Genomic DNA, 25,625 nt, shown 5'->3' on the forward strand with positions numbered 1-25,625 from the left:
TATTGGATTGCACTCGAGACCGCAAGAGAAAAGCAGGCCAGTCGCCTTTCTTATATCAGATCGGTTTCTAACCTGCTTCTTTCTTCACTTATTCATTCGCCCGGTTCTTATACCTGATCGTCATCATCGAAAAAGTCATCGTCGAAATCATCATCATCGAAATCGTCTTCGAAATCTTCCAGATAATCCGGGGTGAAGAAACAATATACTGCATAAGCGATTCCTGCAACTGCAGCTACAGCTCCAACTAATGCCAGGATCCAGAGTACGGTCTTGCCGTGTTTGTCCTCTTCTTTTTTATTCATCAGTTCGCTAAGCTTGGATGCTGCAATAATATCTTCTACTTTACTCATGCTTCCACGTCCTTTCCTCTGCTCTTTTGGCAAATCAATTCTGCGTTTATTATATCACTTTACATGATGTATTACTACTTATTTTTTTTAGATTTTTATTCTGAAATCTATACACATTTTTCTAATTGTATGTAATATTTTATCTGATTTCTACACTTTCTGAAGTCTGGCAAATGCTGCAAACATCTTTTTCGTTCCCGGTCCGTCAAAATCAACGGTGACTTCATAATCTCTTCCGCCTTCCGTGATCGCAGTCACGGTTCCTTCTCCGAATTTGATATGTTTCACACGGTCCCCGACTCCGTAAGGAAGCTTTCCGCCCTTCGGTGTACCGAACTGCTGTACCGGCTTCGGTGCGGTAAATGCTTTGGTCTTGAAAGCTTCTTTTGCCTGCATGAAAGAAGTCTTCACTCTTACCGGTTCGCTTTCTTCTTTCTTCTCTTTCTTTGTGGACGGTCCTGTTTCCAGAAGTTCTAACGGAATCTCTTTTAAGAAACGGGACATTTTCTTATACTGCGTCTCGCCATGCACCATACGTTTTCTTGCGCAGGTCAGAGTCAGATCTTTCTCAGCTCTTGTGATTCCCACATAGCAGAGACGTCTTTCTTCTTCCAGTTCTGCCGGATCGTCGGCTGTGATCGTCATGTAGCTTGGGAACAGACCATCTTCCATCCCTGCCAGATATACATGTGGGAATTCCAGACCTTTCGCACTGTGCAGTGTCATCAGTACTACATAATCCGTACTTTCGTCCAGACTGTCGATATCTGCCACCAACGCTACATCTTCAAGGAAACCGCTGAGTGTCGATGCCTCATTCTGTGTCTCACAGTTTTCTTCGTAAGCTGCAATCTTGTTACGGAGCTCGTCTATGTTTTCGATTCTTGATGTTGCTTCTTCACTTTCACATTCATGGATCAGCGCATCGATATAGCCAGTTTCTTTGATGACTTCTTCCATCAGTTCGGATACACTCATATCCTGTACATCATTTTTGAAATGCTCAATCATCGCAACAAATGATTCCAGTTTTGCCTGTCCTCTTCCGATGTTCGGGATCAGATCTACAGCCCGGAGTGCGTCATAGAAACTGCATTCTCTGGATGATGCATATTCCTGCACACGGTTGATACTTGTCAGTCCGATACCGCGTTTTGGAACATTTACAATTCGTCTGACAGCCAGATCGTCTCTTCCGTTATCAATCGTCTTAAGATACGCAAGAAGATCTTTGATCTCACGTCTCGCATAGAAGTTCACGCCGCCGATGACTTTATATGGAATACTGTCACGGACGAAACGTTCCTCGAACATACGGGACTGTGCATTGGTACGATAAAGTACTGCATTATCTTTGTAACTGCAAAGTTCTTTATTGACATGACGTCTGATGTCCCCGGCTACATATTCTGCTTCTTCATAAGCAGAATCGAACTGGCGGAACTGGATCATATTTCCATCTTCGTTCTCTGTCCAGAGAGTTTTTTCTTTTCTTCCATGATTGTTCCGGATCACGGCATTGGCAGCATTCAGGATATTGCCGGTAGAACGGTAATTCTGTTCCAGTTTGATCACCTTGGTATCATCAAATACATGTTCAAAATCCAGGATGTTCTTAATGTTCGCACCGCGGAATTTATAAATGGACTGGTCATCGTCGCCAACCACGCACAGGTTACGGTACTTGGATGCCAGCAGATGGATTAGTTCGAACTGTACTGTATTCGTATCCTGATACTCGTCTACCATGATATAACGGAAACGCTCCTGATAATATTCCAGTACATCTTTCTGCGTCTGGAAAAGCTGCACCGTCTTAAACAACAGATCGTCAAAATCTAACGCATTATTTGAACGGAGCTGTTTTTCATATTCTTCATATACTTCTGCAATTTTTTTCCGGCTGTAATCCCCTTCTGCACGCATTCTGTATTCCTGCGGTGTCACCAGTTCATCCTTTGCTTTGGAAATCTCTGACAGCAGTGCTCTTTCCCGGAACATCTTCGTATCAACCTGCAGAAGCTTGCAGACTTCACGCATCAGTGTCTTCTGATCATCACTGTCGTAAATCGTGAAGTTGGTATCGTATCCAAGCAGATCAATATGGCGTCTTAAGATACGCACACACATGGAATGGAAGGTACTTACCCAGATGCTTTCGGAACCGTAGCCGACTAATTTATCGACACGTTCCCTCATCTCTCCTGCTGCCTTATTCGTAAATGTGATCGCCAGGATATTCCATGGATTCACCTGCTGCTCTTCGATCAGATAAGCAATCCTGTGCGTCAGCACTCTGGTCTTCCCGGATCCCGCACCAGCAAGGATCAGAAGTGGTCCTTCGGTATGGAATACGGCTTCTCTTTGTTGTTCATTTAATGTATCGTATATACTCAATCTTATAGTTTCCTTTCTTTCCGGTTTTCTATTCTTCTTTTTTCTTTCCGGCCTGTTCTGCTTTCGTCATGGATTCATGTTCTCTTTTTACTTCTTTATAAAGAGCCGTTGATGTCCAGTTCTGGTTCTTTGCAGTAACGATTGCCTTTAGCGGAATCTGTACTTTTTCTTTTCTCATCTGGAATAATAACTTATCCAGTGTCTGATTGTCTGCCAGCAGCATGACAATCATCTCTTCTTCAAAATCTGTCATTTCTTCATTTTTTGCATTGTCTGTCCCGGAAGTTTCTTCCACAGATGCTTCTTCCGCCACTTCTTCTTTCAGTCCGGTCAGTACTCCGATTGTTTTAGAATACTCTTCTTTTTCTACATATTTTACACGAAATCCAAGAAAGCTTCCCAACATCCCGATCTTTCTGCCTTTTTTCGTGCCTTTCAGATTATAACATAACATGATTGATCTCATATGCATTCTACCTCTTTTCGAATGTCTGTTTCCATTATAGTGATTTTAGGTGTGTTCTGCAAGGCACATTTTAAATCCTTACGAATACATGACACTACAGAAAACCTGCCCCTGGCAGCTCTTTATGAACGCATGGCGATAAAAAGCTTCCTTCCGGATCATAAGATTTTTCTTATTTTCCCAAAGGAAGCTCTTTTATTTTTCTTTATTTTTTTATGTTCTTATGCGCTGATCGCATTTCCCGTATACAGCTGATAATATCTGCCTTTCTCTTCGATCAGCTCATCATGTGTACCTCGCTCTATGATTCTTCCCTGCTCCAGTACCATAATGCAGTCGGAATTGCGGACCGTTGATAATCGGTGGGCAATGACAAATGTTGTTCTTCCGTGCATCAGCTTATCCATACCATCCTGTACGATCCGTTCTGTTCTGGTGTCGATGGAACTGGTCGCTTCATCGAGGATCAGTACCGGCGGATCGGCGATGGCTGCTCTCGCAATGGCAAGAAGCTGGCGCTGTCCCTGGCTTAAGTTCGCTCCGTCTCCGGTCAGCATCGTATCATAACCATCCGGAAGCCGGCGGATAAAGCTGTCGGCATTGGCAAGCTTTGCTGCTGCCACGATCTCTTCATCGGTCGCATCCAGTTTGCCAAAGCGGATATTGTCACGCACCGTTCCGGTGAATAAATGTGTATCCTGCAGAACGATTCCAAGTGAACGCCTGAGATCTGCTTTCTTGATCTTATTAATATTAATTCCATCATAGCGGATCTTACCGTCCTGAATATCGTAGAAACGGTTGATCAGATTGGTAATCGTCGTCTTACCTGCACCGGTCGAGCCGACGAAAGCAATCTTCTGTCCCGGTTTCGCATACAATTTGATACCATGCAATACAATTTTCTCATCATTATAGCCGAAATCCACGCCATTGAATACAACTTCACCTTTGACTTCCACATAATCCACACTGCCATCATTCTGATGTGTATGTTTCCATGCCCAGCGCTCGGTTCTTTCTTCACACTCTGTGAGCTTTCCGTCTTCTTCTTTCGCATTGACCAGTGTTACATAGCCTTCATCCAGCTCTTCTTTTTCATCCATCAGACGGAAGATACGATCAGCCCCGGCCATTGCCATAACGATTGCATTCATCTGCATACTGATCTGATTGATCGGCATACTGAAGCTCTTATTAAATGTCAGGAAACTCGCCAGTCCTCCAAGCGTAAATCCTCCGACTTTTCCAAGTGCCAGCACACCTCCGACGATCGCACAGATTACATAACTGATATTTCCAATCTGTGCATTGATCGGTCCTAAGAAGTTGGCAAATGTATTCGCTCTGTCTGCGCTGATATATAACTCATCATTCAGTTTCTTGAAATTCTGCATATTCTCTTCTTCATGACAGAACACCTTTACGACCTTCTGCCCGTTCATCATCTCTTCGATGTAACCGTTCACAGTTCCCAGGTCTTTCTGCTGTTTTGCAAAATATGCCCCGCTCTGTCCTGCAGATTTCTTCGAACAGAATACCATGATTCCGACCATGACCATCGTTACGACAGTAAGCGGGATGCTTAAGATCAACATACTGATAAATACACTGACGATCGTAATCCCACTGTTTAAGAGCTGTGGCATACTCTGGCTGATCATCTGTCTCAATGTATCGATATCATTCGTATATACCGACATGATGTCACCATGTGCATGGGTATCAAAGTATTTGATCGGCAGCTTTTCCATATGTGAAAACAGATCATTTCTTAAGTTACGGAGTGTTCCCTGTGTCACATTTACCATCAGACGGTTATAACCGAACGTTGCAAGTACACCCAGCGCATAAAATGCTGCCACTTTGGCGATCGCATGTGCAAGCGGTGTAAAGTTCGGATTATCCGATAATAAAAATGGTGTAATATATTCGTCGATCAGGTTCTTCATGAACATCGTTCCCTGCACATTACAAAGTACGCTGACAACGATCAGTACTACGACACTGATGCAGTGGAATTTATAGTCTTTCAATACATATTTCATAAGGCGGAGGAATAATTCACCCGGATTTTTTACCTGTGATTTCATTCCTCTCGGCTGTCTTCCCGGTCCCGGCATCTTATTCCCCCTCCTTCTCGTCAAAATCGCCACCACTGGTCTGTGATTCATAGACTTCACGGTAGATATCATTCTGTTCCAGTAATTCTTCATGTGTACCGAATCCATTGACCTTACCGTCTTCCATAACGATGATACGGTCCGCATCCTGTACACTGGAGATTCTCTGTGCAATGATCAGTTTCGTCGTATCCGGAATCTCTTCACGGAATGCTCTCCGGATCTTCGCATCCGTTGCGGTATCTACCGCACTGGTACTGTCATCCAGGATCAGTACTTTGGGCTTCTTAAGTAATGCTCTTGCGATACAAAGTCTCTGTTTCTGACCTCCGGATACGTTGCTTCCGCCCTGCTCGATATAGGTCTCATATCCTTTCGGGAAACGGTCGATGAACTCATCCGCACATGCAAGTTCACACGCGTGTCTGCATTCTTCCAGAGTTGCCTCCTTGTCTCCCCAGCGGAGATTATCAAGGATTGTTCCAGAGAACAGCACATTATTCTGTAAGACTACTGATACCTGATTACGAAGCACTTCCATATCATAGTCTTTGACATTTTTGCCACCAACCAGTACTTCGCCTTTCGTCACATCGTAAAGACGGCTGATCAGGTTAACCAGACTCGTCTTGGCACTTCCGGTTCCTCCGATGATTCCGATCGTCTCACCGGAACGGATCTTCAGATCAATATCTTCCAGTACCGGTTCGTCACTGTCCTTTTTATACGCAAAGTCCACATGACGGAATTCAATACTTCCGTCTTCCACTTTCATGAACGGATGTTCCGGATTCTTAAGATCACTCGTCTCATTTAACACTTCGGAGATACGTTTCGCACTTGCCATACTCATTGTGATCATAATGAATACCATGGAAAGCATCATCAGGCTCATCAGGATATTCATACAATATGTAAGAAGACTCATCAGTTCTCCTGTCGTCAGGGAATTACTTGCGATCATCTTTGCTCCGAACCAGCTCACTAACAGGATACACGTGTATACCGCTGTCTGCATCATCGGGGCATTGAATACCAGGTTTGTCTCTGCTTTTACAAAAATGTTATAGATATTCTCACTTGCTCTTCTTAACTTGGATGTCTCCTGTTCCTCTCTTACATATGCCTTTACGACACGGATCGCAGACACATTTTCCTGTACAGACTCATTCAGGTCATCGTACTTTGGAAATGCCTGCTGGAAATATTTTGTCGCATGGCTCATGATCAGGAATAACAATATTCCAAGAATAATAACCGCTACAAGATAGATGCATGCAAGTCTTGCATTGATCGTAAATGCCATGACCATCGCACAGATCATACTTGCCGGTGCTCTGGTGAACATACGCAGAATCATCTGGTATGCATTCTGTATATTGGTTACATCTGTTGTCATTCTGGTTACAAGTCCCGCCGTGCTGAATTTATCAATATTCGCAAATGAAAATGTCTGAATATTGTTAAACATCGCCTCTCGTAAGTTTCTTGCAAATCCTGCCGATGCTTTTGCACCGTATCTTCCGCCCATCATTCCGGCGAATAATCCGATGGCCGCTGCAACGACCATGATCCCGCCGACCTTGTAAATATGCTGGATGTCCCCGGCATTGACACCTTTATCGATGATCGATGCCATCAGAAACGGGATGATCATCTCCATCAATACTTCAAGGATCATAAAGAGCGGAGTTGCAATGGATGCTGCTTTGAATTCTTTGATCTGTTTTGCTAATGTCTTAATCATTCCATTTACGCCCTTTCTGTTTCATTTATTGTTTTATAGTTACATTTATAACTCCGATTTTCCGGATTACCTGACTTCATATTTCTTCACATTCTGATTGATCCGGTCTAATACCTTATAAAAAATATGAAGTTCTTCTTCTGATATTCCTTCGGAAAGCTCTTCTTCGATATGCTCCACAATATCTTCAAAAGATTCCTGGCTTGCAATCCCTTTTTCTGTCAGGATTACTTTTTTTAACCTGGCATCCTGTTTTACCGATTCTCTTTTTACGAATCCCTTCTTTTCCATTAATTGGATCAGATTCGTAACCGTAGATCTACCTACTGCAAATCTTTGTTCAATATCTTTCTGAAAAATATCCTGCTCCCGGTTCTCATACAGATACCGTATGATCCAGCCATGCATCATCGTCACTTCATCCACTCCGGATTTTCTGACATGTGCTGACAGATTTCTTGACAGTTTCAGATCTGTACAATGAATTTCCGGGCCAATCTTTCTGTCTTCTTCTTTCACATTACCATCCTTTCTCTATTTGTCAAAAAATGTTTGTTTTCGAATTGTTCGTTATCAAATTGTTTGCTTTCAAACATATTTTATCATCATACTTAAGAATGTCAACACTTTCCACAAATTTCAGAAAATTTTTTCAACATTTTTCCCTTTCTGTATTCAAAAAAATGCTTGCTATCTAGTTTTCAAAACTATATAATAATTACATTGAGGTGATAAGAATGACAATAGACACAAAAGATATGCTGAACAGCATTTTATCAAGCATCTCACGAATTGATTACGTGAGGCCGGATGACATTCCGAATATAGATTTGTACATGGATCAGGTTACTACCTTTATGGAAAAAGAACTGGCATCCAGTAAACGCCACGAAGATGATAAGATTCTTACCAAGACAATGATCAATAATTACGCCAAGAATAATCTTCTTCCACCACCGGTGAAGAAAAAGTATTCCAAAGAACATTTACTGGTAATGATCTTTATCTATTATTTTAAGAATTTTCTTTCTATTAAAGATATTGAAACCATGTTAACACCTATTACAGATAAATACTTCGATACCGACAAAGATTTTGATATCACTTCTATTTATAAAGAAGTATGTGAACTGGAAAAATCACGGATTCCGGAATTCGAAAAAGAAATCCTCCGTTCCTATAATACTTCAAAAAAAAGCTTTGTCGAGGTCCCGGAAGATGACAGAGATTCTCTTCAGTTATTTGCATTCATCTGTAATCTGAGTTTTGATATTTACGTAAAAAAACAGATTGTCGAAAAATTATTGGATAATTTCCCCGATCTGCTTCATTCCGAAAAGAAAAATTCAAATAAGAAAGATTCAAATAAAGACACGAAAAAAAGAAATAGGGCACAAGGTCCTATTTCTTTTTTTCACGTCTTATTCTGCTTTTTCTTCTTTGGCTTCCCCAAGTCCAATTCTTTCAAAGACCATATCATATCCGTCATTTCCATAATTCAAGGAACGATTCACACGACTGATCGTTGCTGTAGAAGCACCTGTCTTCTCTGCAATCTCAAGATAGGTTTTGTGTTCTCTTAACATCTTTGCAACTTCAAATCGCTGTGATAATGAAAGTAATTCATTAATCGTACAGATATCTTCAAAAAATGTATAACACTCCTCTTTATCTTCGAGGCTTAAAATTCCCTGAAACAGATAGTCAACTGCCTCTGTTCTGATTTTCTTACTCATAGCATTATCTCCTTTTGTAGCAGATTCATTACTGTTACATTTTAACACACTAAATTCATAAAATCTATAGCTTTTTGCCATATTTTATACAAGCTTTCAATTTTTCCAGTGAAAGATTGGCAATCAGTTCCTCCGGAAAATTTGCTTTCTTCAAGATTTCTTCCGCGTATGGATATTCTGCAATATCTGCATCCACATGAGAATCACTTCCGAGTACGATCATTACTCCCTGTTCTTTACACTCCTTTACCATTCTCAGACAATTCTCTTTCGTATTCTCCCTAAAGCCCTCCGGACGCAGTGACGAATTATTTACTTCCAGTAACGTTCCTGTCTTTTTTGCTTTACTTACCAGACGTTTCATATCTACAGGAAATCTTCCGTCATCCGGATGTCCAATGATGTCAACATATGGATTTTCCATAACATTCTCATATGCGGCAGTCACATTCTCTACAGTTCTTTCATCTCTGAAACATGGAATATGAATACTTGCAATTGCGATATCAAGTGTCTTAAGTACATCTTCAGAAAGATCCACTTTACCCTCCGCATTCATAATATTCAGTTCGGTTCCTAATAAAAGTTCAATTCCAAATCTCTTTCTCGGAACAATCCTTAAATTCTGAAAATAGTATAAATGACAGGTCCCGGGCATCTCCGGTGCATGTTCCGTAATCGCAAGGCCTTTTAATCCCTTATCTGCCGCTGCTTTTGCCATTTCATTCATTGTATTATATGCATGTCCGCTTGCCAGCGTATGTGTATGAGTGTCAATCTCAACTCTCATCTTTTAACTCCTTTCCTTTTATTTTTTAGTTCTTTTATTCATGCTTCTTTATTTTCTAATCTGTATCTGATTGTTGCTTTCATTCTTTCTAGCTTTAACACTCTACAATTTTGCAACAGGAAATATTATACAGTATAATTTTCTTTTTTTCCACCTATTCTATTCTGGAAAGCATATTTTCATCATTTTTTACTAAATATCAATTATTTATTCGTATTTCTAATGAATGTAAGGAGTTTTTATTATGAAAGATGTAAAACAATCGACCCGCCTAAGACCTCTGACCAATCAGGAACTGATTGATTCTTATGACTATCTTTCCGGTGCCGCCTCGTCCCAGGATTGTACCGGCCTTATTCCATCTGCCCCTCTTTCCGAAGCAGAACTTGATTCTTATGAAGAATTGTACCCGTTTCTTCCTCCTGTTCCTCCGGCTTCCGATATAAAAGACAACAACGAAGCCCCTGAAGATACATCTGGTATCACCGGATAAAATCCTCTAAAATCCATTGTTTAAATTTCTTTTTTCCTTGACATGCCTCTTAATCACGACTAATCTTATAGAAGAGTTTAAAACAATGAATTATTGAGAGGTAACTGATCATGAAAAACATACTAATGATAGCAACCGGTGGTACGATTGCATCCAAAGAAGGGGATCTTGGACTGACACCGGCTGTAACAGGCGAAGAACTGGCAGCCAGCGTACCTGGTATCAAAGATATCTGTCATCTGGAAATACTTCAGCTTATGAATATCGACAGCACGAACATGCGCCCGCGCCAGTGGCTGATGATCCGCGATGCGATCATGGAAAATTATAATCATTACGACGGCTTTGTCATCCTGCATGGAACAGACACCATGGCATACACCGCCGCTGCCCTGTCTTATCTCATTCAGGACAGTGTAAAGCCGATTGTACTCACCGGTTCCCAGAAACCGATGGCCAATCCTTATACCGATGCGAAGATCAATCTGTTCCAGAGCATTCTGTATGCTGCCGACGATCTTTCCTGCAATGTCTGCATTGTATTTAACGGAAAAGTTGTCGCCGGAACACGTGGACGCAAGCAGCGCACCAGAAGTTTTGATGCCTTTGACAGTATGAACTTCCCGGAACTTGCCATCATCCGTGACAGCCGCATCATCCGTTACTATACGGAAAAACGTCCTGCTCCGCAAGATCTGAAATCTTACGCAAGTCTTAATGACCGTGTCTTTGTGCTGAAGCTGACACCGGAAGTCAAAGCTGAGATTTTTGATCTGCTGAGTGGTCACTATGATGCTATCATCCTGGAAACCTTTGGTATCGGCGGTATCCCGGAATATGATGATTCCTTTGAAAAGGCAATCTTCTCCTGGGTGGATTCCGGCAAGACGATCGCCGTCACCACACAGGTGCCGGAAGAAGGCTGTGATCTTGGTGTATATCAGGTTGGAAAAAAATTCAATAATCATAAAGGAATCCTTAAGTCCGATGATATGACGACAGAATCCATTGTTGCGAAACTGATGTGGATTCTTGGTCAGACGGATAAACAGGATGAGATTGCACGGTTATTCTATCGCGAGATCAATCACGACAGAGTCTGATTTTTTTGTTTTATGCATTATGGCGGCTATCACCGACTGGTGATAACCGCCATAATAATAACAAACTAAAATTCTACAACTACTTTATCGCTTTCTTCTCCAGCTTCCTCATGTGTTTCAGATAGATGAGTAACAACAACCCTCCGGTAAAGATCCACGATGCAACATACACATTCATCAGCATCTCATATGTCGGAACCATCTTAAAGACAGTCAAAAGCCAGATTACACGGAATACCACTGTTCCAAGCACCGTAATAATTGAAGGTTCTAAAGATTTTTCCATTGTATTACCCTAAATTTTTAATAATGTTCCAACTTATCTTTTGTTTTTGATATTTTTCCTACTTATCAAAATCTACTTCGAATGTTCCTTCCGGTGTTTTCATTGTCAGAACTCCCAGATTAAAATCCTCGTCATTAATAGTAATATGATATTCAAATATCACATCATCCTCAAATTTCGAAAGCAGCAGATATGTCCCATTTTCTTTTCCGTCAATCTGATCACAGATATCATCATATACATCTGCTCCGGAAATCTGACGTGGATATCCCGATTCCTTTATTTTCTTTTCAATTAATTCATATAATTCGTTCATTTTTTTCTCCTTTGATTTTCTTTATTATGATTTATTTTTCTCTATAGTAATGCCATATATTTTCACGCCTATTGCCTTCATCCCCCCCATCTTTGCAGGTTCCTGCCATCTCATACCCCATTGATTCATAATACTGATTAAGAAATGGATTGTCGATGGAACAGTCCAGGCGCACTCTTTCTTTGTGATCATTTACTGCCAGTGCTTCGACAGCTTTTATGATTTCTCTTCCAGCCCCTTCTTCAGTCAGGTCGGTTACAAAATTGTGCAGATAACCATTGTTGTTCCACTGATCGATTCCTTTTTTCGTTCATTCACTACTTCATCTTTAAATCACCTTATACCTTAACCATCTTCTGCTATGGAATCTCCATGTAAATATTACTGCACGCACTGTCCAGTCGGCAAACATACCGATCCAGACGCCCATCGGTCCAAATCCCAGAAATCGGATCAGTATCACGCACAGACAAAATCGGCACAGCCACATGACCAGACACGACGTGATCATAGAAAATTTTACGTCTCCCGCCGCACGAAGTCCGTATGCCGGAACAAATGCCAGCGTCCATACAATCGGCTTCACAAGCGTAATCCAGGTTACCATATGGAAACACATCTTTGCACTTGCAGGCTCCATGCCGCCAAGAACTGTCACAGGCCTGATCAATGCAAATACCAGCAGGCAGCTTACAATGATTGCCACTTCTGCGATCACACTTAATTTTTTTATGTAATAGACCGCCTCGTCTTTTCTGTCCGCTCCCATACACTGACCTACAATTGTCATCAACCCTACGCCAACTCCGATTGCCGCCATTCCATTCAGATTCTCCAGAATATTTGTCATTGCCTGGGCTGCAATTGCAGTTGTACCTAATGTTGATACGGTAGACTGTATTGCCAGTTTTCCAAGCTGGAACATACTGTTTTCCACACCGGACGGAATTCCAATCCCGAGTATTCTCCGGATCATCGCCCAGTCCGGACGGATTTTCAGGTAATCTCTTACCACAATTGGCTGCCGGTCTTTTCTTAATTGAATCAATACTACCACTGCACAGAATATACGGGAGACCAGTGTAGAAATTGCCGCACCCGCAACTCCCATATGGAAAATCCAGATCATAATTGCATTTCCAACAATATTCATCGCATTCGATATCATGGAAATGAGCATTGGACCCTTCGTATTCTCCTGCGCGCGAAAAATGGATGCCGCCGAATCATATGCCGCTATGAACGGAAATGAAATAGCTGTATAAAAGAAATATGTCTCTGAGGCTCTCATAACGTCAGCTTCTACTGAACCAAAAATCAGGCGCAAAAGCGGTTTCTTAAATCCCAGACATAACACACTGACTACGATCGAGATGGCCGTGATGATGAATAACACCTGTCTTGCAGATTCATTCGCCATCTTTTTATTCTGTTGTCCGATATACTGTGAACAGACAATTGCTCCTCCTGCTGCCAGTGCCGAAAATGCCTGTATCACAAGAATATTGATAGAGTCCACCAGCGATACTGCCGAGATAGCTGCAGATCCAATATTACTTACCATCATCGTATCTGCCGTTCCCATAATTGAATTCAATAACTGTTCCAGAACGACCGGTATCAGAATACCGGCGATCATTTTATTTGAAAACATATGCTGTTGTTTCACTTTTTCTGTCATCACTTTTTCTGCTCCATAATATGAATGATTTCTTTATCCGTCTGCGCCATCCCCTGATTACCGATCTGTGCCATATGACGGATACAGTCTTCCGGTGTCTCTGCACAGATACCGTCACTCACACGAAGCGGCGCATCATGAACGGCCGTCAGCGCACAAAGCAGGGCTGCCGATGATCCTGTTGCAACCTTCATTGCACAGCCGACCTTTCCGCCGTCACAAATCATTCCCGTTACCGTCCCGGACATATTTCGCACCGCATACCCAAGCTGTTCGTCACTGCCTCCCAGCAGGTAAGCAATTCCTACGGATGCAGCCGTTGATGATGCCATGACACAGGAGCACATCGGTGACAGCTTTCCTATATAAGCATTGATATAACGGTTCACCAGGTGAGCAATTGCAAGCGCACGCACCTTTTTCTCCATTGACACTCCCAATGCGTCTGCTGCTTCACTGACCGGCAGGATCACTACCAAACCTTTTGTTCCCGCACCGGAACTGCTCATCGTCGGCAGCGGACAGCCGTCCAGACGACTCTCGGCTGCCGAACTTACTTTCAGCATAATTCTGGTCAGCAGATCATTCTTCAACACCTCTGAACCTTTTTCACTCCGAAGCGTATCTGCAATTCCTACTCCGACTTTCTTATCTTCGGAATAAGCTGCCAGTCTTTCATTCATTTCCACTCCATCCATCAGGAAATGTAATTCTTCCTCTGAAGCTGTATCTGCAACCTGGCGGATCTGTGCAATTGTCATCTGTTTCAACGTCTCAATCAGAGCATTATCTGATGCCTGTCCGTTTTCCTGATTTTTTTCATATATAATCTTTCCATTTTTCTCCAGATATACAAGATTCGTATGTGTTCCTCTGATGACCGATGTGATCATATCTGCTTCTGTCTTAATCTTACATTTCACATACAATCCCTGCTCCTGCTCTTTAATCTTCACGGATACAGCAGCCATACCGCACAGTTCTTTCATCTGTTCCAGAATTTCCGGTGTGATATCTTCCAGAAGTTCCAGCCCTTTTTCCGGATTCTTAAGATATGCTCCCAGTGCTGCTGCATATGGAAGTCCTACATAATCACAGCCTGGGATTCCTGCCGACATTCCATTTTTATAGATTCCTGCATTTACTTCCACTTCTATCGAGCGGATCTTATTTTCCGTCATTTTCCCTGCATTTGCTGCGCACAGTGCTACACATACCGGTTCCGTGCAGCCAAGTGCCGGAACTACGTCATTCTTTAAAAGTGTAATCATTTCTTCTTTTTTTAACATATCTCTTCCCCAAACTTTTTATTTCGACCAGGTTGGTTCTTCCTCTCCTGTATAGGCAAATCTGCCGTCATTCTTTTCTTCCAGTGCTTTGATCATATGATAGGTATAGTCATTATATGGTGTTGGAATCCCCAGTTCTTTTCCCATACGCATCAGCGCTCCGGAGAACATATCGATCTCCGTATGACGTCCTGCATCCAGATCCTGTAATGTGGAATAACGGGCCATTGGCGGAACCGCACTTCCCCGTCCGGACATTCTGTCCGCTTTACTGATGTCAATTCCTTTCGCTTCTGCAATTGCTTCCAGTTCTTTTTTCAAACCATTCTGAATTGCTTTCATATGTTCACTGTCCCGGTAACAGCCAACACCTGCTCCCAGGATTGCCTGTGGCAGATTATTGCAGACATTCAGACGGAATTTACACCACACTTCTTCTATTGCATATTCCGTTGAGCGGTAATGGATTCCCGTACCGGCAAACAGTTCTTTCACCGCCTTTACCCTTTCACTTTCGTATGGGGCTTCATATTCACCGAAGATGATCCCAAGTGTTGTCTCCGGATCGAAATGATATCCGTCCGCTTCTCTGTGTGACGCTACTTTAATCACAGCCGGAAGAATGTGTGACTTTCCAATCTGTTCTGCGATGATCTCTTCGCTGTCCACGCCATTCATCAGGCTCATTACACTGGTATCTTTTCCAACTATTTTTCGGATGCTTTCCAATGCTCCCGGTAATGCACCGTATTTTAACGAAACGATCAGGAAATCCACATTTTCTGCTTCCTCTGGTGTCCACACCTCCGGATGATAGACCTTTCCGTTGATTGCACAGCCCTGACGGCTCAGTCTTTCCTTTCTCTCTCCTTCGGCGATCACGCCAAGCTTTATATCTTCACGGTTCGCAAGTCCCCAGATCACATAGGAACCTACCGCACCTGCACCTAATACTGCAACTGATGTTATCTTCATGATTCTTGTCCTTTCATGTTCTGTCTCTGTTAATCCTCAGAATCGTCCGCCAGCACCTTCTCTTGCATACTTTTGTATCTACATGACCTGCCACTGGCAGCTCCTTACGAACACATGGCGATACCAAAAAAATGGCTGCAATCAGTTCCCTGACTGCAACCATTTTATCACATTTTTTATACTTCGGTAGGATTATTTCAATTTTCCGTATTCTTCATCGGATACTGCCTCGCACCATTCATTGGAAGTCTCTTCTCCCGAAACTTCTACTGCCCATGCCTTCGGCCATCCTGCATAGAATCCCACGTGTGTGATCACTGCTGCGATCTCTTTCTGTGTCACTCCGTGATCTTTGGCGTTCTGAAGATGGAATTTCAGGGAAGAATCTTCTTTCAATGCTTTCTTTGTTATCCCTGCTGTCCATTCGCCTGACGGATCATATCTTCCACAACGATATCAAAGATTTCTCCAACAGAATTGCAATACTCCAGTATCTTCCACGGCTCATTCGTATGGAAATGAATCTTCACCAGATCTTCATCACCTGCTGCGATCAGACTGTTACCTTCAAAATGTTCTGTAATATAATCTGCGATATCATCTTCATCCAGATCTTCGTCTCTTCTCTCGATCAGTAACTGTGTATCGTAACGATATGCGAACTGATCATCTTCTGCATCAATTGATTGAACTCCCATCTTTCTTATCCTCCGTTATCATTCCAAAATTCTTTACATCGGTGTTCCTACTTCGATCAGATTGCCATCCGGATCATAGAAACGGACCACCTTCTGCCCCCAGCTGTGTGTCATCAGCCGGTTGACATACCTAACATTAGGATACAACTTTTCAAGCTTTCTGGCAAATGCTTCGATATCCGGTTCTTCGAAATATAACTCACTGGCATGATTTTCCGGAATAATATCCTTATTCAGAACTTCTTTCCATATCTTTTCGTCCTGAAGTACCAGGCCTTCCGTTAATATCACATTGCCGTCATTGTCAAGAATTGTATTCAGTCCGAACAGGTCATGATAGAATTGTTTGGAATGTTCGATATCTTTTACAACAATTAATATATTTTTTAATCGCATTTCTTTTCTCCATTATGCATTGACTTTTCCCGGATTTCATTTTCCCTGAGCTTTATTTTATCCAGACTTTATTTTCCCTGCTCTGCCAGATATTCTTCTGTCAAAGCTACGGCATCTGCGATACACTGTGGACAACTGCAGAGAACTTTTCCTGTCTCCACACCTTTTAACTCCCGGCAGATGCAGGAACCATTTTTCTCTTTGAATTTTTCTACTTTGCTTCGGATCTTCTTATATGTATCCCCTTTGGTTCTGGATCCTTCTTCTGTGCCTCCCTGACTGTTATCAAGACCGATGATCATTGCCATTCCAGACAATGCACCACACATCTCCATCACGCCCATACCCAGACCAAAACCTTCTGCGATACGAAACATATCGTCTTCACTGATTCCGAATTCTTTGCAAAATGTACAGGCTACTGCCTGGGCGCAGTTGCATCCTCTCTGGTGTAATTCTGCTGCATGTTCTGCTTTTGTATTCATGTTAGTCTACTCTCCTTTTGGTTATATATTTTTACTTTTTATTTCATTTTTAGTTAATTCTTATCTATCTCCGTTTCCGATCTTAATCAGATTATTCATGCTTGCCGCTTCCAATGTATTTAATTGTTGTACCGTTAACTGTCGTAATAATTTCATCCGTTCTTTCTGATTCTTATTCTGATTAATCAAAATAGCATTATAACTCTCCTAATTTGCTAGTACCAACCTTTCCCCATTGCCCCTCCTGTTATAATATCGCATACTTTATTAAACCAAATTACTATTATTTAATATATTTTAACATAAAACTATACACAATTGCAATTATTAGTTAATAGCAAAAAGTAAAATCCATACGCCCAACACCTTTCATTGACTTTTCTAGATACTCAGATTACAAAAAGAAGCCAGATTTCTCCGACTTCCTTTCAAACTACGATTTCTATATATTCTTATTTCATAATCAAATTCAACACACCTGTTGACTGCAGGAATAAAATCATCATAATGACTGGCATAATATAACGCATCATCACATTATATAACTTTTTACGCTTGAATTTTTTGCCATTCAGTTCCATTTCCTCCGCAATCCATGACGGTTTCATGATCCAGCCGATCAAGATTGCTGATAACAGTGAGATAAACGGCATCATAAAGCTGTTACTGATATAGTCCATGATATCCAGAAGCTGTCCCGTACTTCCGTTTGGAAGTGCAACTTCTACATAGAAGACGCTGTATCCAAGTGCGATCACTGCTGTTGCGATCAGGTAGATCACCGATAACACTCTGGTCGTCTTCTTACGCTCTGTGTGGAATAATTCCATACAGTTTGCGGTAATGGATTCCAGTACCGAGATGCAAGATGTTAACGCCGCAAATCCTGCCAGCACGAAGAACAGAATTCCGATGATTCTTCCTACCACTCCCATACAGTAGAATACTTTCGGCAATGAGACAAACATCAGTCCCGGGCCTGCTGACATACCATCCAGTCCGGAGAATACGAATACTGCCGGAATGATCATAACACCGGCAAGGAATGCAACTCCTGTATCCATAATTTCAATCTGCGATACCGCTTTGTTCAGATCTACATCTTTCTTTACATAAGATCCATATGTAATCATAATTCCCATAGATACACTCAGTGAAAAGAACAACTGACTCATTGCATCCAGTGTGATCTGAAGGAAACGTCCAATCGTGATTCCTGTCAGATCCGGTTTCATATACACCTTCAGTCCCTGTAATCCTGTACGGACCGTTCCGTCATCCAACGTAGTCTTTAATGTAAGTGAGAAAATTGCGATTCCAATTACCATGATCAACAGAACCGGCATGATAAATTTGGAAACTCGTTCAATTCCCTTTTCTACTCCGTTATATACGATCAGTGCAGTCAGGAACATAAAGATCAGTCCATACCATACGGAAGACGGAGAAGAGATAAATGAAGTAAAGCAGTTATCTGCTACTGCCTGCTTTCCTGAACTTGTAAGATAGATCACGATATATCTTAAGATCCATCCACCAATCACCGCGTAATAAGTCATGATCAATACCGGAACCAGGAATGTGATCACTCCAAGAAATTTCCATTTTTTTCTCATTGATTCATAGGCATAGATTGCGCTTTTTCCCGTCTTGCGGCCAATTGCTATATCTGTAGTCAGTAACACAAAACCAACCGTCAATACCAGCACAAGATAGATAATCAGGAAAAGTCCTCCCCCGTCTTTTGCTGCCAGATATGGAAAACGCCAGAGGTTTCCCACGCCGACTGCGCTTCCGGCTGCTGCAAATACGAAGCCAATCTGCCCGCTAAAGCTATTTTTTTGTTTCATACTCTTTTTTCCTCTCATTTTTTCGTTAATACTTCAATATTTTACCACTAATTCATAGAAAATAAAACAAAAAAGACCAGTGGAGACGTGAAAAAGTAGCTTTTTTTCTGTCCCCACTGGTCTTTCTGCTATCTACAGGCTCCAGTCTGCTGCCATTAGCTGTGTCTTCATCATATTCGCATAGATGCCGTCTTTCTTCTTCAATTCTTCCGGCGTACCACTTTCCGCAACTACACCGTCTTTCAATACCACAATCTTATCCGCATCTGTGACTGTTCTCATTCTGTGTGCAATGATCATGACCGTCTTATTCTTAATCAGTCGTGACAGGGATTCCTGTATCATCGTCTCGTTATCTACATCCAGAGACGCCGTTGCTTCATCCAGAAGGATGGACCGATCAGTGCGGTAACTTCGCCCTGTTTTGCCTGCTTATCCGGGTCTGTCGCATCGAATCTCTCCTGCACACTTACAAACTTCTCTGTAAATTCTCTCGCTACCGGTTCTACGATAGCGGAAAATAATCCTTCTTTTCCACCGTAACGCGAATAAATCGAACCTGTCGTTGTATCCGCTTCCTCTGCGATCGTTCTGAGCGATGCATCCACATATCCTTTCTCCAGAAATTCTTTTTTTGCACATGCTTCTATCTTTTCAGAAACACCTTTTACCTGTTTAGACACTTGTACCTCCTGTTTCGTAACAATGTTATATAACATTGTTATAATGTATATTCTGCTGTATGTTTCGTGTCAATATGACGGAAAACAAATCCTGTCTATTGATATATTTTCTCGATTTTCCATCACTGTTTTCTTCTTTCCGAATATACTATAAACCATAGAATATATTTCACCGGGAGGATCTTATGAAAAAGCGTATCACTGCACTTCTTTTACTCCTTACACTATCTGTCACTTCACTTTTTGCATGTACATCTGCTGACAAATCGGAATCCGCATCAGACAAAACAGCAAAAACTTCAAAATCCACAAGTACTAAAAAACAGGAACTGACTCCTGTTACATTAAATGAAGTAGCACACTCCATCTTCTATGCTCCGATGTATGTGGCAATCGAAAAGGGATATTTTGCCAACGAAGGAATCGACCTTTCTCTTGTGACTGGTTTCGGAGCCGACAAAACTATGACGGCCGTCCTCTCCGGAACTGCCGACATCGGCTTTATGGGTTCGGAAGCTTCTATCTACACATATAACGAGGGGGCGAATGATTATGTTGTAAACTTTGCCCAGCTCACCCAGCGCGCCGGGAACTTCCTGGTTGCCAGGGAAGATATTAAGGATTTCAAATGGGAAGATCTGAAAGGCAAGAAGGTCATCGGCGGTAGAAAAGGCGGCATGCCTGAAATGGTATTTGAGTATATCTTAAACCAGAACCATATCGATCCGGCTACAGATCTCACCATCGACCAGAATATTGATTTCGGTTCTACTGCGGCGGCCTTCGCAGAAGACAAATCCGATTACGACTTCACCGTAGAATTCGAACCTGGTGCAACCAATCTTGAAAAACAGGGTAAGGGATACGTTGTCGCCTCTCTTGGAACGGACAGCGGCTATGTTCCGTACACTGCTTTCTCTGCAAAGAAGAGTTACATCAACAAACATCCGGAAGTCGTCCAGGGATTCACCAATGCACTGCAAAAAGGTATGGACTACGTGGCATCCCACACACCGGAAGACATTGCCCAGGCAATCGCTCCTCAGTTCAAAGAGACCACACTGGATACGATCACAACCATCATTTCCCGCTATTATGAGCAGGATACATGGAAAAAAGATCTGATCTTCCGGCAGGAAAGCTTTGATCTTCTTCAGGATATCTTAGAAGAAGCAGGCGAGCTTAAGGAACGCGCACCTTACAAGGATCTCGTAACTACTACTTATGCAGAAAAGGCAGCAAAAGCAAGCAACGATACCCAGAAAACCAATTAATTCTGTACTCCGATATCTACAAAACCGGCAACTTCTCTTGCTTACTATGGTATAAAAAATAATGCTGCAAACTTTTCTTCGTTCTGCAGCATTATTTTTAAATTATCATATATTCGTAAGAACCTGCTATCAGCAGTTTTCTTTTTCTTCCTATATTCGCCTATGCCAGCTCCGCATCCAGGTGCTCTTTCACATAACCGCTGACTTTATCTCTCGGAATCTCCATCACCACTGCCAGTTCTCCATACAGGAACTTCTCGGCACTGGACATATATCTCTCATCAACGTTGATCGTCTTTTTTCCCGCCAGTAATCTCTTCTTATTTCTTCCATATGAAGTCTTGATCAGTGAGATCCACTCCCGGCACTGATTGTGTAACAATGCGTTCTTGTACATTCCTTCCCGCTGTTTTTCATTTGTCACACCAATGATATCGATCTTTGGCATCTCTTTGATCAGATTCTCCGCCTCTTCTTTTGTGATCAGTTTTCTGATCTGATCCCGCTTATTATCGACTGGTGTGTATACCGTTCCACCTGCATCATATACCGGTTTTAACGTATAATACTCTTTGTCCGAACTGCCCATGTCAATCTTGCCAATATTTACTACTTCGCAGACGCCCTCCTTATAATGCGCCACATAATCTCCTATTTTGAACATTTCTGCCTCCTGTTCTAACACTTCTCTCATGGTAACCTGCAGATGTATGACAACGCTAAAAGAGCGCACAATCCGAAGTTATATCGAACTGCACGCCATCTTTTCTGGTATCGTATTATGAAATTTGTAAACGCGCTGACATAAACTCTTGATATACCTATTATATCACAACCATTTCACGGATGTAAGATTTTTTTAAGAATTTCTCTCAAAATCAACCCTGCACCGCACAAAGCCACCAATATTTTCCTTTGTATCAGTATCAGCCAACGTGGAATTTTTTATGCATTTCTTCTTTAAATTCTTTTCGTTTGAATAAAATTAATCCGATCAACAGCAGAAAACTGCACCCGATACAGATAACCGATGGAGTCTTGTAATGGATTACTCCTGTCACTAAAAGAATCAATGGAAGAATCATCGAATAGACAGCGGCCATCACATAATAGATCATATATTCTCTCGGTGACAGGGAACGTATTCCTGATATGATCAACATTACAACCTGGATCAGCAGGCAGATATCCGGAATTCCGATATTCACAGACCAGCCTCTCCATCCGGTTCCGAGATCCCACAATACACAGATCCCTGACATGATCAGAAGCTGCCATGCCGCATTCTTCAGCAGATTGAACCGTTTCACATAACCGACTGCCATTGTAAGCCACATCGTCGCACACCCAGCTGCCACGAACACCGACCAGTGCACGCCGGGCGATATAATGATATCCGTCATCATACTGATCACGATCGCTGCAATACAGCAAAATGTAAAGATCTGTAATACTTTCTTTCCTTCATAATTTGGTCTTGCATCCTCCGGGAAATCCGGTTCTGCCACTTTGACCGAAGCCCCCAGTTCTTTCAATATCCGGTAGAAATTCCGCTGGATATTCGTGCTGTCGTATCTCGATGTAAAGCCAAGTGATAACGTATCTTGAAAAGAACAGATACATAATTCTGTTCGGTTCGTACTTGTATACACGCCAAACTTTTCAATATATTGCGCATAATCTTCCGGCATCTTTACCACACTCATGTTCGAAAGCACGGCGGTTACTTCCTGCTCCGCCATCTTGGCACCCGCACGGATACAGCGGTTTTTCAGTTCCAGCGGTGCCCATTTTAAGATCTTATGCTTTTCTATTGCAATCAGTTCATTCATCCGTCCTGCCATATGCTCTTTGGACAGATTCTCCTGAAAATATAACTTTACTGCCTCCAGTACATCTTCAAAAGAATCTTTTCCCCCTCCGAACTGATACCCCGGCTCTATATAACCGAAGAAATTCAGCATCGAATCCGATGGAAAAATCTTTCTTAAATTCACCGGAACCATCAGGATAACCGGCTTCTTCTCCTGCATCCGGCTCATTTCTTCATGGATTGCACAGATAAATGCAGCCGTCAGGAGCACCGACATGGAAACTTTCTTTTCTCTGGCAATCCCCAGCAGTTCTTTTACCGACATGGAAGCTTCATTGATCTGTAGCTCTTCATATCCTTTTCCACCCTTTTTGATCTGAACCGCCCTGATCTTTTTCTTTTTCTTTCTTGGAAAATCCGGATCATAATATCGGCTGAAACTGTCATCTTCCTGATCTTTTACCGTCAGATACTGGTTTGACAGCTCCACCGGCTCCAGATCTTCTTCGTGGATCAGATACAGATAATTCTTCACCAGTTCTCTTAGGAATTCTGTTGCACCGGTTCCATCTGTCAGCGCATGGAATACTTCAAAATTGATCCGTTTTTTATAATATGTCACTTCAAATAAAAGTGTCTTTTTATCCCGTACATACAGGCTGCTGCAAGGTTCTTTATATTCTTCCCTTACCACCGGTCTTAATTCACTTTTCTCCAGATAATGCCAGAAAAGCCCCTTTCTCATAACCGACAAAAATACGGGATACTTTTGTATCGTCTGATTCAGAGCTTCCTGTAATATCTCTTCTTTTACTTCTTCTTTCAGCTCACAATAGAACCGGAACACTCTGGTATCTTTCGGGCTGCTGGCTGCGGAAAATAACTTTGCCGCATTATCCAGACTTCTCCAGTAAGCACGTTTTTGCTCAAACACCGGCTTTCTCCTCCCCCTTTACTTTCCCGCTTTATTCTTCGTTTGCAGGACTAACCTTCCGGCTGTTTTCATCAGATGTATAGCCGCTCAGGAAACGGTTAATAATAGCAAAGCTCTCCTGTACATGGTAATATTTTACTCCCAGTGCAAAGAATCCGTGAAGTGCATCCTGTATTCTGTGCACCTCCACCTTATTGCCCGCTTCTTTTAACCTTCTTCCATACTCTTCCCCCTCATCTCTGAGAGGATCACATTCCGCCGTTAAGATCAGTGTATCCGGCTGGTTGCTGTAATCGGTCTCCATGAGAGGTGCAAGATATTTACTTTTCTTATCTTCTTCTGCCGATGCATAGAAATTAATATAATCCCGCATCTTTCCCGCAGTCAGAAGATATTCCGTCCCGTAACGTCTTACCGACAAATATGGGGACTCCTCACTGTAATCATTATTTACCGCAGGATAGATCAGTATCTGTCTCTTCGGCAGGAATTCTCCCTGATCTCTTGCCATCAGTGAAACAGCTGCTGCCAGATTCCCACCGGCACTGTCTCCGATCAGTGTAATCTTATCCGGATCTGTATTCAAGATAAACTGGTTCGTGTACATAGCCTTTGCCGCCATATAACAATCGTAAAAACCAATGGGAAATGGATACTCCGGCGCCAGCCGGTACTCTACCGATACAACGATATGATCTGTTGCCGAAGCAAGACGGGCACAGATTCTTTCATAATTATCAATACTTTCCGTTACCCATCCTCCCCCGTGAAAGAACAGAAATACCGGCAGATCATCCTCCATCTTTTCCCCTGGAAGGAATATCCTTACAGGGATCTGATGATTGCCGTTATAAATCTTATAGTCAATCGTCTTATGAAATATCTTCATCGGATCAATTGCTTTTAAATTCGCCAGGTGTCTTGAAGCCTCCACTTCAATGCCGTCGAAGGACAGCGCTTTTAATACCCGCCTCATTGATTTGTTGATCGCCATTATCTGATATATCCTTCCTCATATGCTTTTGCTTTATTAAATGCATATAACTCTGCAAAAGTTGCCTGCTTGTATGGAGAAGCGTAGAAAATCCCCACCATTCCACATGTGATAACCGTAAGAATATCCCATCCAAGGAATGACAGATCCAGAATAAACGTCTCCATCTTCTGTCCGTCCATCATACGCTTACTGATCTGGAATGCTTCTTTTCTGTCCATTCCCGGATTCTCTGCAAGAATGTAAGGAATCATTAGGTATTCATAATGCTTCACGATTCCTGGAATCACCAGCAGTAATGTCCATAAGGATGTAAAAAGTTCTCTTAAGAACATGGTCAGTACAATATTCACATAATGTCCGGAACGGAATGCATCAAACATCGTTCCAACCGTTGGATTCTCTGTCTTATTCAATACGAAGAAACGTTTTCCACCTACTTCCAGAAGATTTCCCACGAATATCTTCAGTGCCCATATTACAATCGTTAATATAATCGCAGCCATTGCAATTGCCAGCCCTGCAAATGGGAATCCCCATCCGTAATGATATGAGAATGAAAACCCGTCATTCCCATACAGACTGTTCTGTGAAGCACCACTTCCGGTTCTTCCTCCGCTTATGCTGCTAAGTCCCGTGATGATTCCCATGATCACTGCTACAGCCACACATGCCCAGTAATTCTTCTTAAATGCAATCTTACCATTTGTTTTCAGTCTTTCTCTTGTCCAGTTCATATACTT

At 42.1% G+C, this 25,625-nt stretch carries 26 protein-coding genes and 3 pseudogenes; 4 read left to right on the plus strand and 25 right to left on the minus strand.

The features are described 5' to 3' along the window. Positions 1-107 precede the first annotated feature (107 nt). The 6 genes from NQ508_RS08985 to NQ508_RS09010 form a co-directional block, all read right to left on the minus strand. The gene (locus NQ508_RS08985) at positions 108-353 is read right to left on the minus strand and encodes a hypothetical protein (RefSeq protein WP_006428898.1); all 246 of its coding nucleotides are present in this window, start codon (positions 351-353) and stop codon (positions 108-110) included. A gap of 150 nt (positions 354-503) precedes the next feature. Beyond that, the gene (gene pcrA / locus NQ508_RS08990) at positions 504-2,750 is read right to left on the minus strand and encodes a DNA helicase PcrA (RefSeq protein WP_044920762.1); all 2,247 of its coding nucleotides are present in this window, start codon (positions 2,748-2,750) and stop codon (positions 504-506) included. A 28-nt stretch (positions 2,751-2,778) separates the two neighbouring features. Continuing rightward, positions 2,779-3,216, minus strand: coding sequence for a DUF3783 domain-containing protein (locus tag NQ508_RS08995; protein WP_044920765.1), 438 nt, complete (start codon positions 3,214-3,216; stop codon positions 2,779-2,781). Positions 3,217-3,437: 221 nt separating this feature from the next. Continuing rightward, complete coding sequence (locus NQ508_RS09000; RefSeq protein WP_006428901.1) at positions 3,438-5,339, minus strand: ABC transporter ATP-binding protein; 1,902 nt, start codon at positions 5,337-5,339, stop codon at positions 3,438-3,440. 1 nt (position 5,340) lies between these two features. After that, a complete protein-coding gene (locus NQ508_RS09005) occupies positions 5,341-7,086 on the minus strand; it encodes an ABC transporter ATP-binding protein (protein ID WP_006428902.1) in 1,746 nt (581 codons plus the stop codon). Between the two features lie 66 nt (positions 7,087-7,152). Then, positions 7,153-7,605 carry a MarR family winged helix-turn-helix transcriptional regulator gene (locus tag NQ508_RS09010; protein ID WP_022415378.1) on the minus strand — a complete coding sequence of 151 codons (453 nt, stop codon included), beginning with the start codon at positions 7,603-7,605 and terminating at the stop codon, positions 7,153-7,155. 218 nt (positions 7,606-7,823) lie between these two features. On the opposite strand from NQ508_RS09010, the pseudogene NQ508_RS14275 reads away from it, so the two are divergent. Next, positions 7,824-8,408, plus strand: a pseudogene (locus tag NQ508_RS14275) (DUF1836 domain-containing protein); the annotation flags it as partial. Between the two features lie 99 nt (positions 8,409-8,507). Here the strand turns inward: NQ508_RS14275 and NQ508_RS09020 are convergent. Together NQ508_RS09020 and NQ508_RS09025 are read right to left on the minus strand one after the other, a co-directional pair. Beyond that, positions 8,508-8,822, minus strand: a complete 315-nt coding sequence (locus NQ508_RS09020) for a YerC/YecD family TrpR-related protein (RefSeq protein WP_022415376.1) — start codon at positions 8,820-8,822, stop codon at positions 8,508-8,510. Positions 8,823-8,886: 64 nt separating this feature from the next. Then, positions 8,887-9,612: a phosphatase gene (locus NQ508_RS09025; RefSeq protein WP_006428906.1), complete on the minus strand. Its 726-nt coding sequence runs from the start codon at positions 9,610-9,612 to the stop codon at positions 8,887-8,889. A 244-nt stretch (positions 9,613-9,856) separates the two neighbouring features. On the opposite strand from NQ508_RS09025, the gene NQ508_RS09030 reads away from it, so the two are divergent. Continuing rightward, positions 9,857-10,105, plus strand: coding sequence for a hypothetical protein (locus NQ508_RS09030; RefSeq protein ID WP_006428907.1), 249 nt, complete (start codon positions 9,857-9,859; stop codon positions 10,103-10,105). Positions 10,106-10,215: 110 nt separating this feature from the next. Then, on the plus strand, positions 10,216-11,208 hold the full coding sequence (locus NQ508_RS09035; protein WP_006428908.1) for an asparaginase: 993 nt from the start codon (positions 10,216-10,218) through the stop codon (positions 11,206-11,208). Positions 11,209-11,287: 79 nt separating this feature from the next. Here NQ508_RS09035 and NQ508_RS09040 read toward each other — a convergent pair whose 3' ends face one another. The 13 genes and pseudogenes from NQ508_RS09040 to NQ508_RS09100 form a co-directional block, all read right to left on the minus strand. Next, complete coding sequence (locus NQ508_RS09040; RefSeq protein ID WP_006428909.1) at positions 11,288-11,494, minus strand: hypothetical protein; 207 nt, start codon at positions 11,492-11,494, stop codon at positions 11,288-11,290. Positions 11,495-11,552: 58 nt separating this feature from the next. Beyond that, complete coding sequence (locus NQ508_RS09045) at positions 11,553-11,810, minus strand: hypothetical protein (RefSeq protein WP_006428910.1); 258 nt, start codon at positions 11,808-11,810, stop codon at positions 11,553-11,555. Between the two features lie 328 nt (positions 11,811-12,138). After that, positions 12,139-13,491 (minus strand): MATE family efflux transporter, encoded by a 1,353-nt coding sequence (locus NQ508_RS09050; RefSeq protein ID WP_006428912.1) that lies wholly within the window; start codon positions 13,489-13,491, stop codon positions 12,139-12,141. After that, a complete protein-coding gene (locus NQ508_RS09055; protein WP_006428913.1) occupies positions 13,491-14,780 on the minus strand; it encodes an L-cysteine desulfidase family protein in 1,290 nt (429 codons plus the stop codon). The genes NQ508_RS09050 and NQ508_RS09055 overlap by 1 nt, the downstream gene beginning before the upstream one ends. Positions 14,781-14,798: 18 nt before the next feature. Further along, entirely contained in the window at positions 14,799-15,755 is a 957-nt protein-coding gene (locus tag NQ508_RS09060) for a ketopantoate reductase family protein (RefSeq protein ID WP_006428914.1), read from the minus strand. Positions 15,756-16,022: 267 nt separating this feature from the next. Continuing rightward, positions 16,023-16,142: pseudogene (locus NQ508_RS14280) on the minus strand (carboxymuconolactone decarboxylase family protein); the annotation flags it as partial. Between the two features lie 20 nt (positions 16,143-16,162). After that, positions 16,163-16,453 (minus strand): hypothetical protein, encoded by a 291-nt coding sequence (locus tag NQ508_RS09070; protein ID WP_006428917.1) that lies wholly within the window; start codon positions 16,451-16,453, stop codon positions 16,163-16,165. A gap of 33 nt (positions 16,454-16,486) precedes the next feature. Further along, the gene (locus tag NQ508_RS09075) at positions 16,487-16,849 is read right to left on the minus strand and encodes a VOC family protein (RefSeq protein ID WP_006428918.1); all 363 of its coding nucleotides are present in this window, start codon (positions 16,847-16,849) and stop codon (positions 16,487-16,489) included. A 68-nt stretch (positions 16,850-16,917) separates the two neighbouring features. Beyond that, entirely contained in the window at positions 16,918-17,334 is a 417-nt protein-coding gene (locus NQ508_RS09080) for a C-GCAxxG-C-C family protein (protein ID WP_006428919.1), read from the minus strand. 60 nt (positions 17,335-17,394) lie between these two features. After that, positions 17,395-17,523 carry a hypothetical protein gene (locus NQ508_RS09085; protein ID WP_006428920.1) on the minus strand — a complete coding sequence of 43 codons (129 nt, stop codon included), beginning with the start codon at positions 17,521-17,523 and terminating at the stop codon, positions 17,395-17,397. Between the two features lie 263 nt (positions 17,524-17,786). Beyond that, the gene (locus tag NQ508_RS09090) at positions 17,787-19,184 is read right to left on the minus strand and encodes a sodium-dependent transporter (RefSeq protein ID WP_022415374.1); all 1,398 of its coding nucleotides are present in this window, start codon (positions 19,182-19,184) and stop codon (positions 17,787-17,789) included. 132 nt (positions 19,185-19,316) lie between these two features. Next, positions 19,317-19,577, minus strand: a pseudogene (locus NQ508_RS09095) (ABC transporter ATP-binding protein); the annotation flags it as partial. After that, on the minus strand, positions 19,541-19,903 hold the full coding sequence (locus NQ508_RS09100; protein WP_006428923.1) for a TetR/AcrR family transcriptional regulator: 363 nt from the start codon (positions 19,901-19,903) through the stop codon (positions 19,541-19,543). The gene NQ508_RS09100 and the pseudogene NQ508_RS09095, both read right to left, overlap by 37 nt. Before the next feature lie 149 nt (positions 19,904-20,052). On the opposite strand from NQ508_RS09100, the gene NQ508_RS09105 reads away from it, so the two are divergent. Beyond that, entirely contained in the window at positions 20,053-21,141 is a 1,089-nt protein-coding gene (locus NQ508_RS09105) for an ABC transporter substrate-binding protein (protein WP_006428924.1), read from the plus strand. Between the two features lie 160 nt (positions 21,142-21,301). Here NQ508_RS09105 and NQ508_RS09110 read toward each other — a convergent pair whose 3' ends face one another. From NQ508_RS09110 to NQ508_RS09125, 4 genes are all read right to left on the minus strand, one after another. Beyond that, positions 21,302-21,805 carry a CarD family transcriptional regulator gene (locus NQ508_RS09110; protein WP_044920808.1) on the minus strand — a complete coding sequence of 168 codons (504 nt, stop codon included), beginning with the start codon at positions 21,803-21,805 and terminating at the stop codon, positions 21,302-21,304. Positions 21,806-22,067: 262 nt separating this feature from the next. Next, positions 22,068-23,888, minus strand: coding sequence for a DUF6320 domain-containing protein (locus NQ508_RS09115; protein ID WP_044920771.1), 1,821 nt, complete (start codon positions 23,886-23,888; stop codon positions 22,068-22,070). A 31-nt stretch (positions 23,889-23,919) separates the two neighbouring features. Then, on the minus strand, positions 23,920-24,882 hold the full coding sequence (locus NQ508_RS09120) for an alpha/beta hydrolase (RefSeq protein WP_006428927.1): 963 nt from the start codon (positions 24,880-24,882) through the stop codon (positions 23,920-23,922). Then, positions 24,882-25,619, minus strand: coding sequence for a DUF975 family protein (locus NQ508_RS09125; protein ID WP_006428928.1), 738 nt, complete (start codon positions 25,617-25,619; stop codon positions 24,882-24,884). Before NQ508_RS09125 ends, NQ508_RS09120 begins: the two co-directional genes overlap by 1 nt. Positions 25,620-25,625: the final 6 nt, after the last annotated feature.

Source organism: Dorea longicatena, assembly GCF_025150085.1.
Classification (GTDB): domain Bacteria; phylum Bacillota; class Clostridia; order Lachnospirales; family Lachnospiraceae; genus Dorea_A; species Dorea_A longicatena.

Coding starts and splice junctions, on each gene's coding strand:
- NQ508_RS09080 (WP_006428919.1), bottom strand. CDS start 17,334: ATGAATACAAAAGCAGAACATGCAGCAGAATTACACCAGAGAGGATGC.
- NQ508_RS09125 (WP_006428928.1), bottom strand. CDS start 25,619: ATGAACTGGACAAGAGAAAGACTGAAAACAAATGGTAAGATTGCATTT.
- NQ508_RS09075 (WP_006428918.1), bottom strand. CDS start 16,849: ATGCGATTAAAAAATATATTAATTGTTGTAAAAGATATCGAACATTCC.
- NQ508_RS09070 (WP_006428917.1), bottom strand. CDS start 16,453: ATGGGAGTTCAATCAATTGATGCAGAAGATGATCAGTTCGCATATCGT.
- NQ508_RS09060 (WP_006428914.1), bottom strand. CDS start 15,755: ATGAAGATAACATCAGTTGCAGTATTAGGTGCAGGTGCGGTAGGTTCC.
- NQ508_RS09030 (WP_006428907.1), top strand. CDS start 9,857: ATGAAAGATGTAAAACAATCGACCCGCCTAAGACCTCTGACCAATCAG.
- NQ508_RS08985 (WP_006428898.1), bottom strand. CDS start 353: ATGAGTAAAGTAGAAGATATTATTGCAGCATCCAAGCTTAGCGAACTG.
- NQ508_RS09110 (WP_044920808.1), bottom strand. CDS start 21,805: ATGTTCAAAATAGGAGATTATGTGGCGCATTATAAGGAGGGCGTCTGC.
- NQ508_RS09100 (WP_006428923.1), bottom strand. CDS start 19,903: ATGTTATATAACATTGTTACGAAACAGGAGGTACAAGTGTCTAAACAG.
- NQ508_RS09120 (WP_006428927.1), bottom strand. CDS start 24,882: ATGGCGATCAACAAATCAATGAGGCGGGTATTAAAAGCGCTGTCCTTC.
- NQ508_RS08995 (WP_044920765.1), bottom strand. CDS start 3,216: ATGAGATCAATCATGTTATGTTATAATCTGAAAGGCACGAAAAAAGGC.
- NQ508_RS09025 (WP_006428906.1), bottom strand. CDS start 9,612: ATGAGAGTTGAGATTGACACTCATACACATACGCTGGCAAGCGGACAT.
- NQ508_RS09045 (WP_006428910.1), bottom strand. CDS start 11,810: ATGAACGAATTATATGAATTAATTGAAAAGAAAATAAAGGAATCGGGA.
- NQ508_RS09105 (WP_006428924.1), top strand. CDS start 20,053: ATGAAAAAGCGTATCACTGCACTTCTTTTACTCCTTACACTATCTGTC.
- NQ508_RS09035 (WP_006428908.1), top strand. CDS start 10,216: ATGAAAAACATACTAATGATAGCAACCGGTGGTACGATTGCATCCAAA.
- NQ508_RS09050 (WP_006428912.1), bottom strand. CDS start 13,491: ATGACAGAAAAAGTGAAACAACAGCATATGTTTTCAAATAAAATGATC.
- NQ508_RS09055 (WP_006428913.1), bottom strand. CDS start 14,780: ATGTTAAAAAAAGAAGAAATGATTACACTTTTAAAGAATGACGTAGTT.
- NQ508_RS09000 (WP_006428901.1), bottom strand. CDS start 5,339: ATGCCGGGACCGGGAAGACAGCCGAGAGGAATGAAATCACAGGTAAAA.
- NQ508_RS09040 (WP_006428909.1), bottom strand. CDS start 11,494: ATGGAAAAATCTTTAGAACCTTCAATTATTACGGTGCTTGGAACAGTG.
- NQ508_RS09005 (WP_006428902.1), bottom strand. CDS start 7,086: ATGATTAAGACATTAGCAAAACAGATCAAAGAATTCAAAGCAGCATCC.
- NQ508_RS09020 (WP_022415376.1), bottom strand. CDS start 8,822: ATGAGTAAGAAAATCAGAACAGAGGCAGTTGACTATCTGTTTCAGGGA.
- NQ508_RS09090 (WP_022415374.1), bottom strand. CDS start 19,184: ATGAAACAAAAAAATAGCTTTAGCGGGCAGATTGGCTTCGTATTTGCA.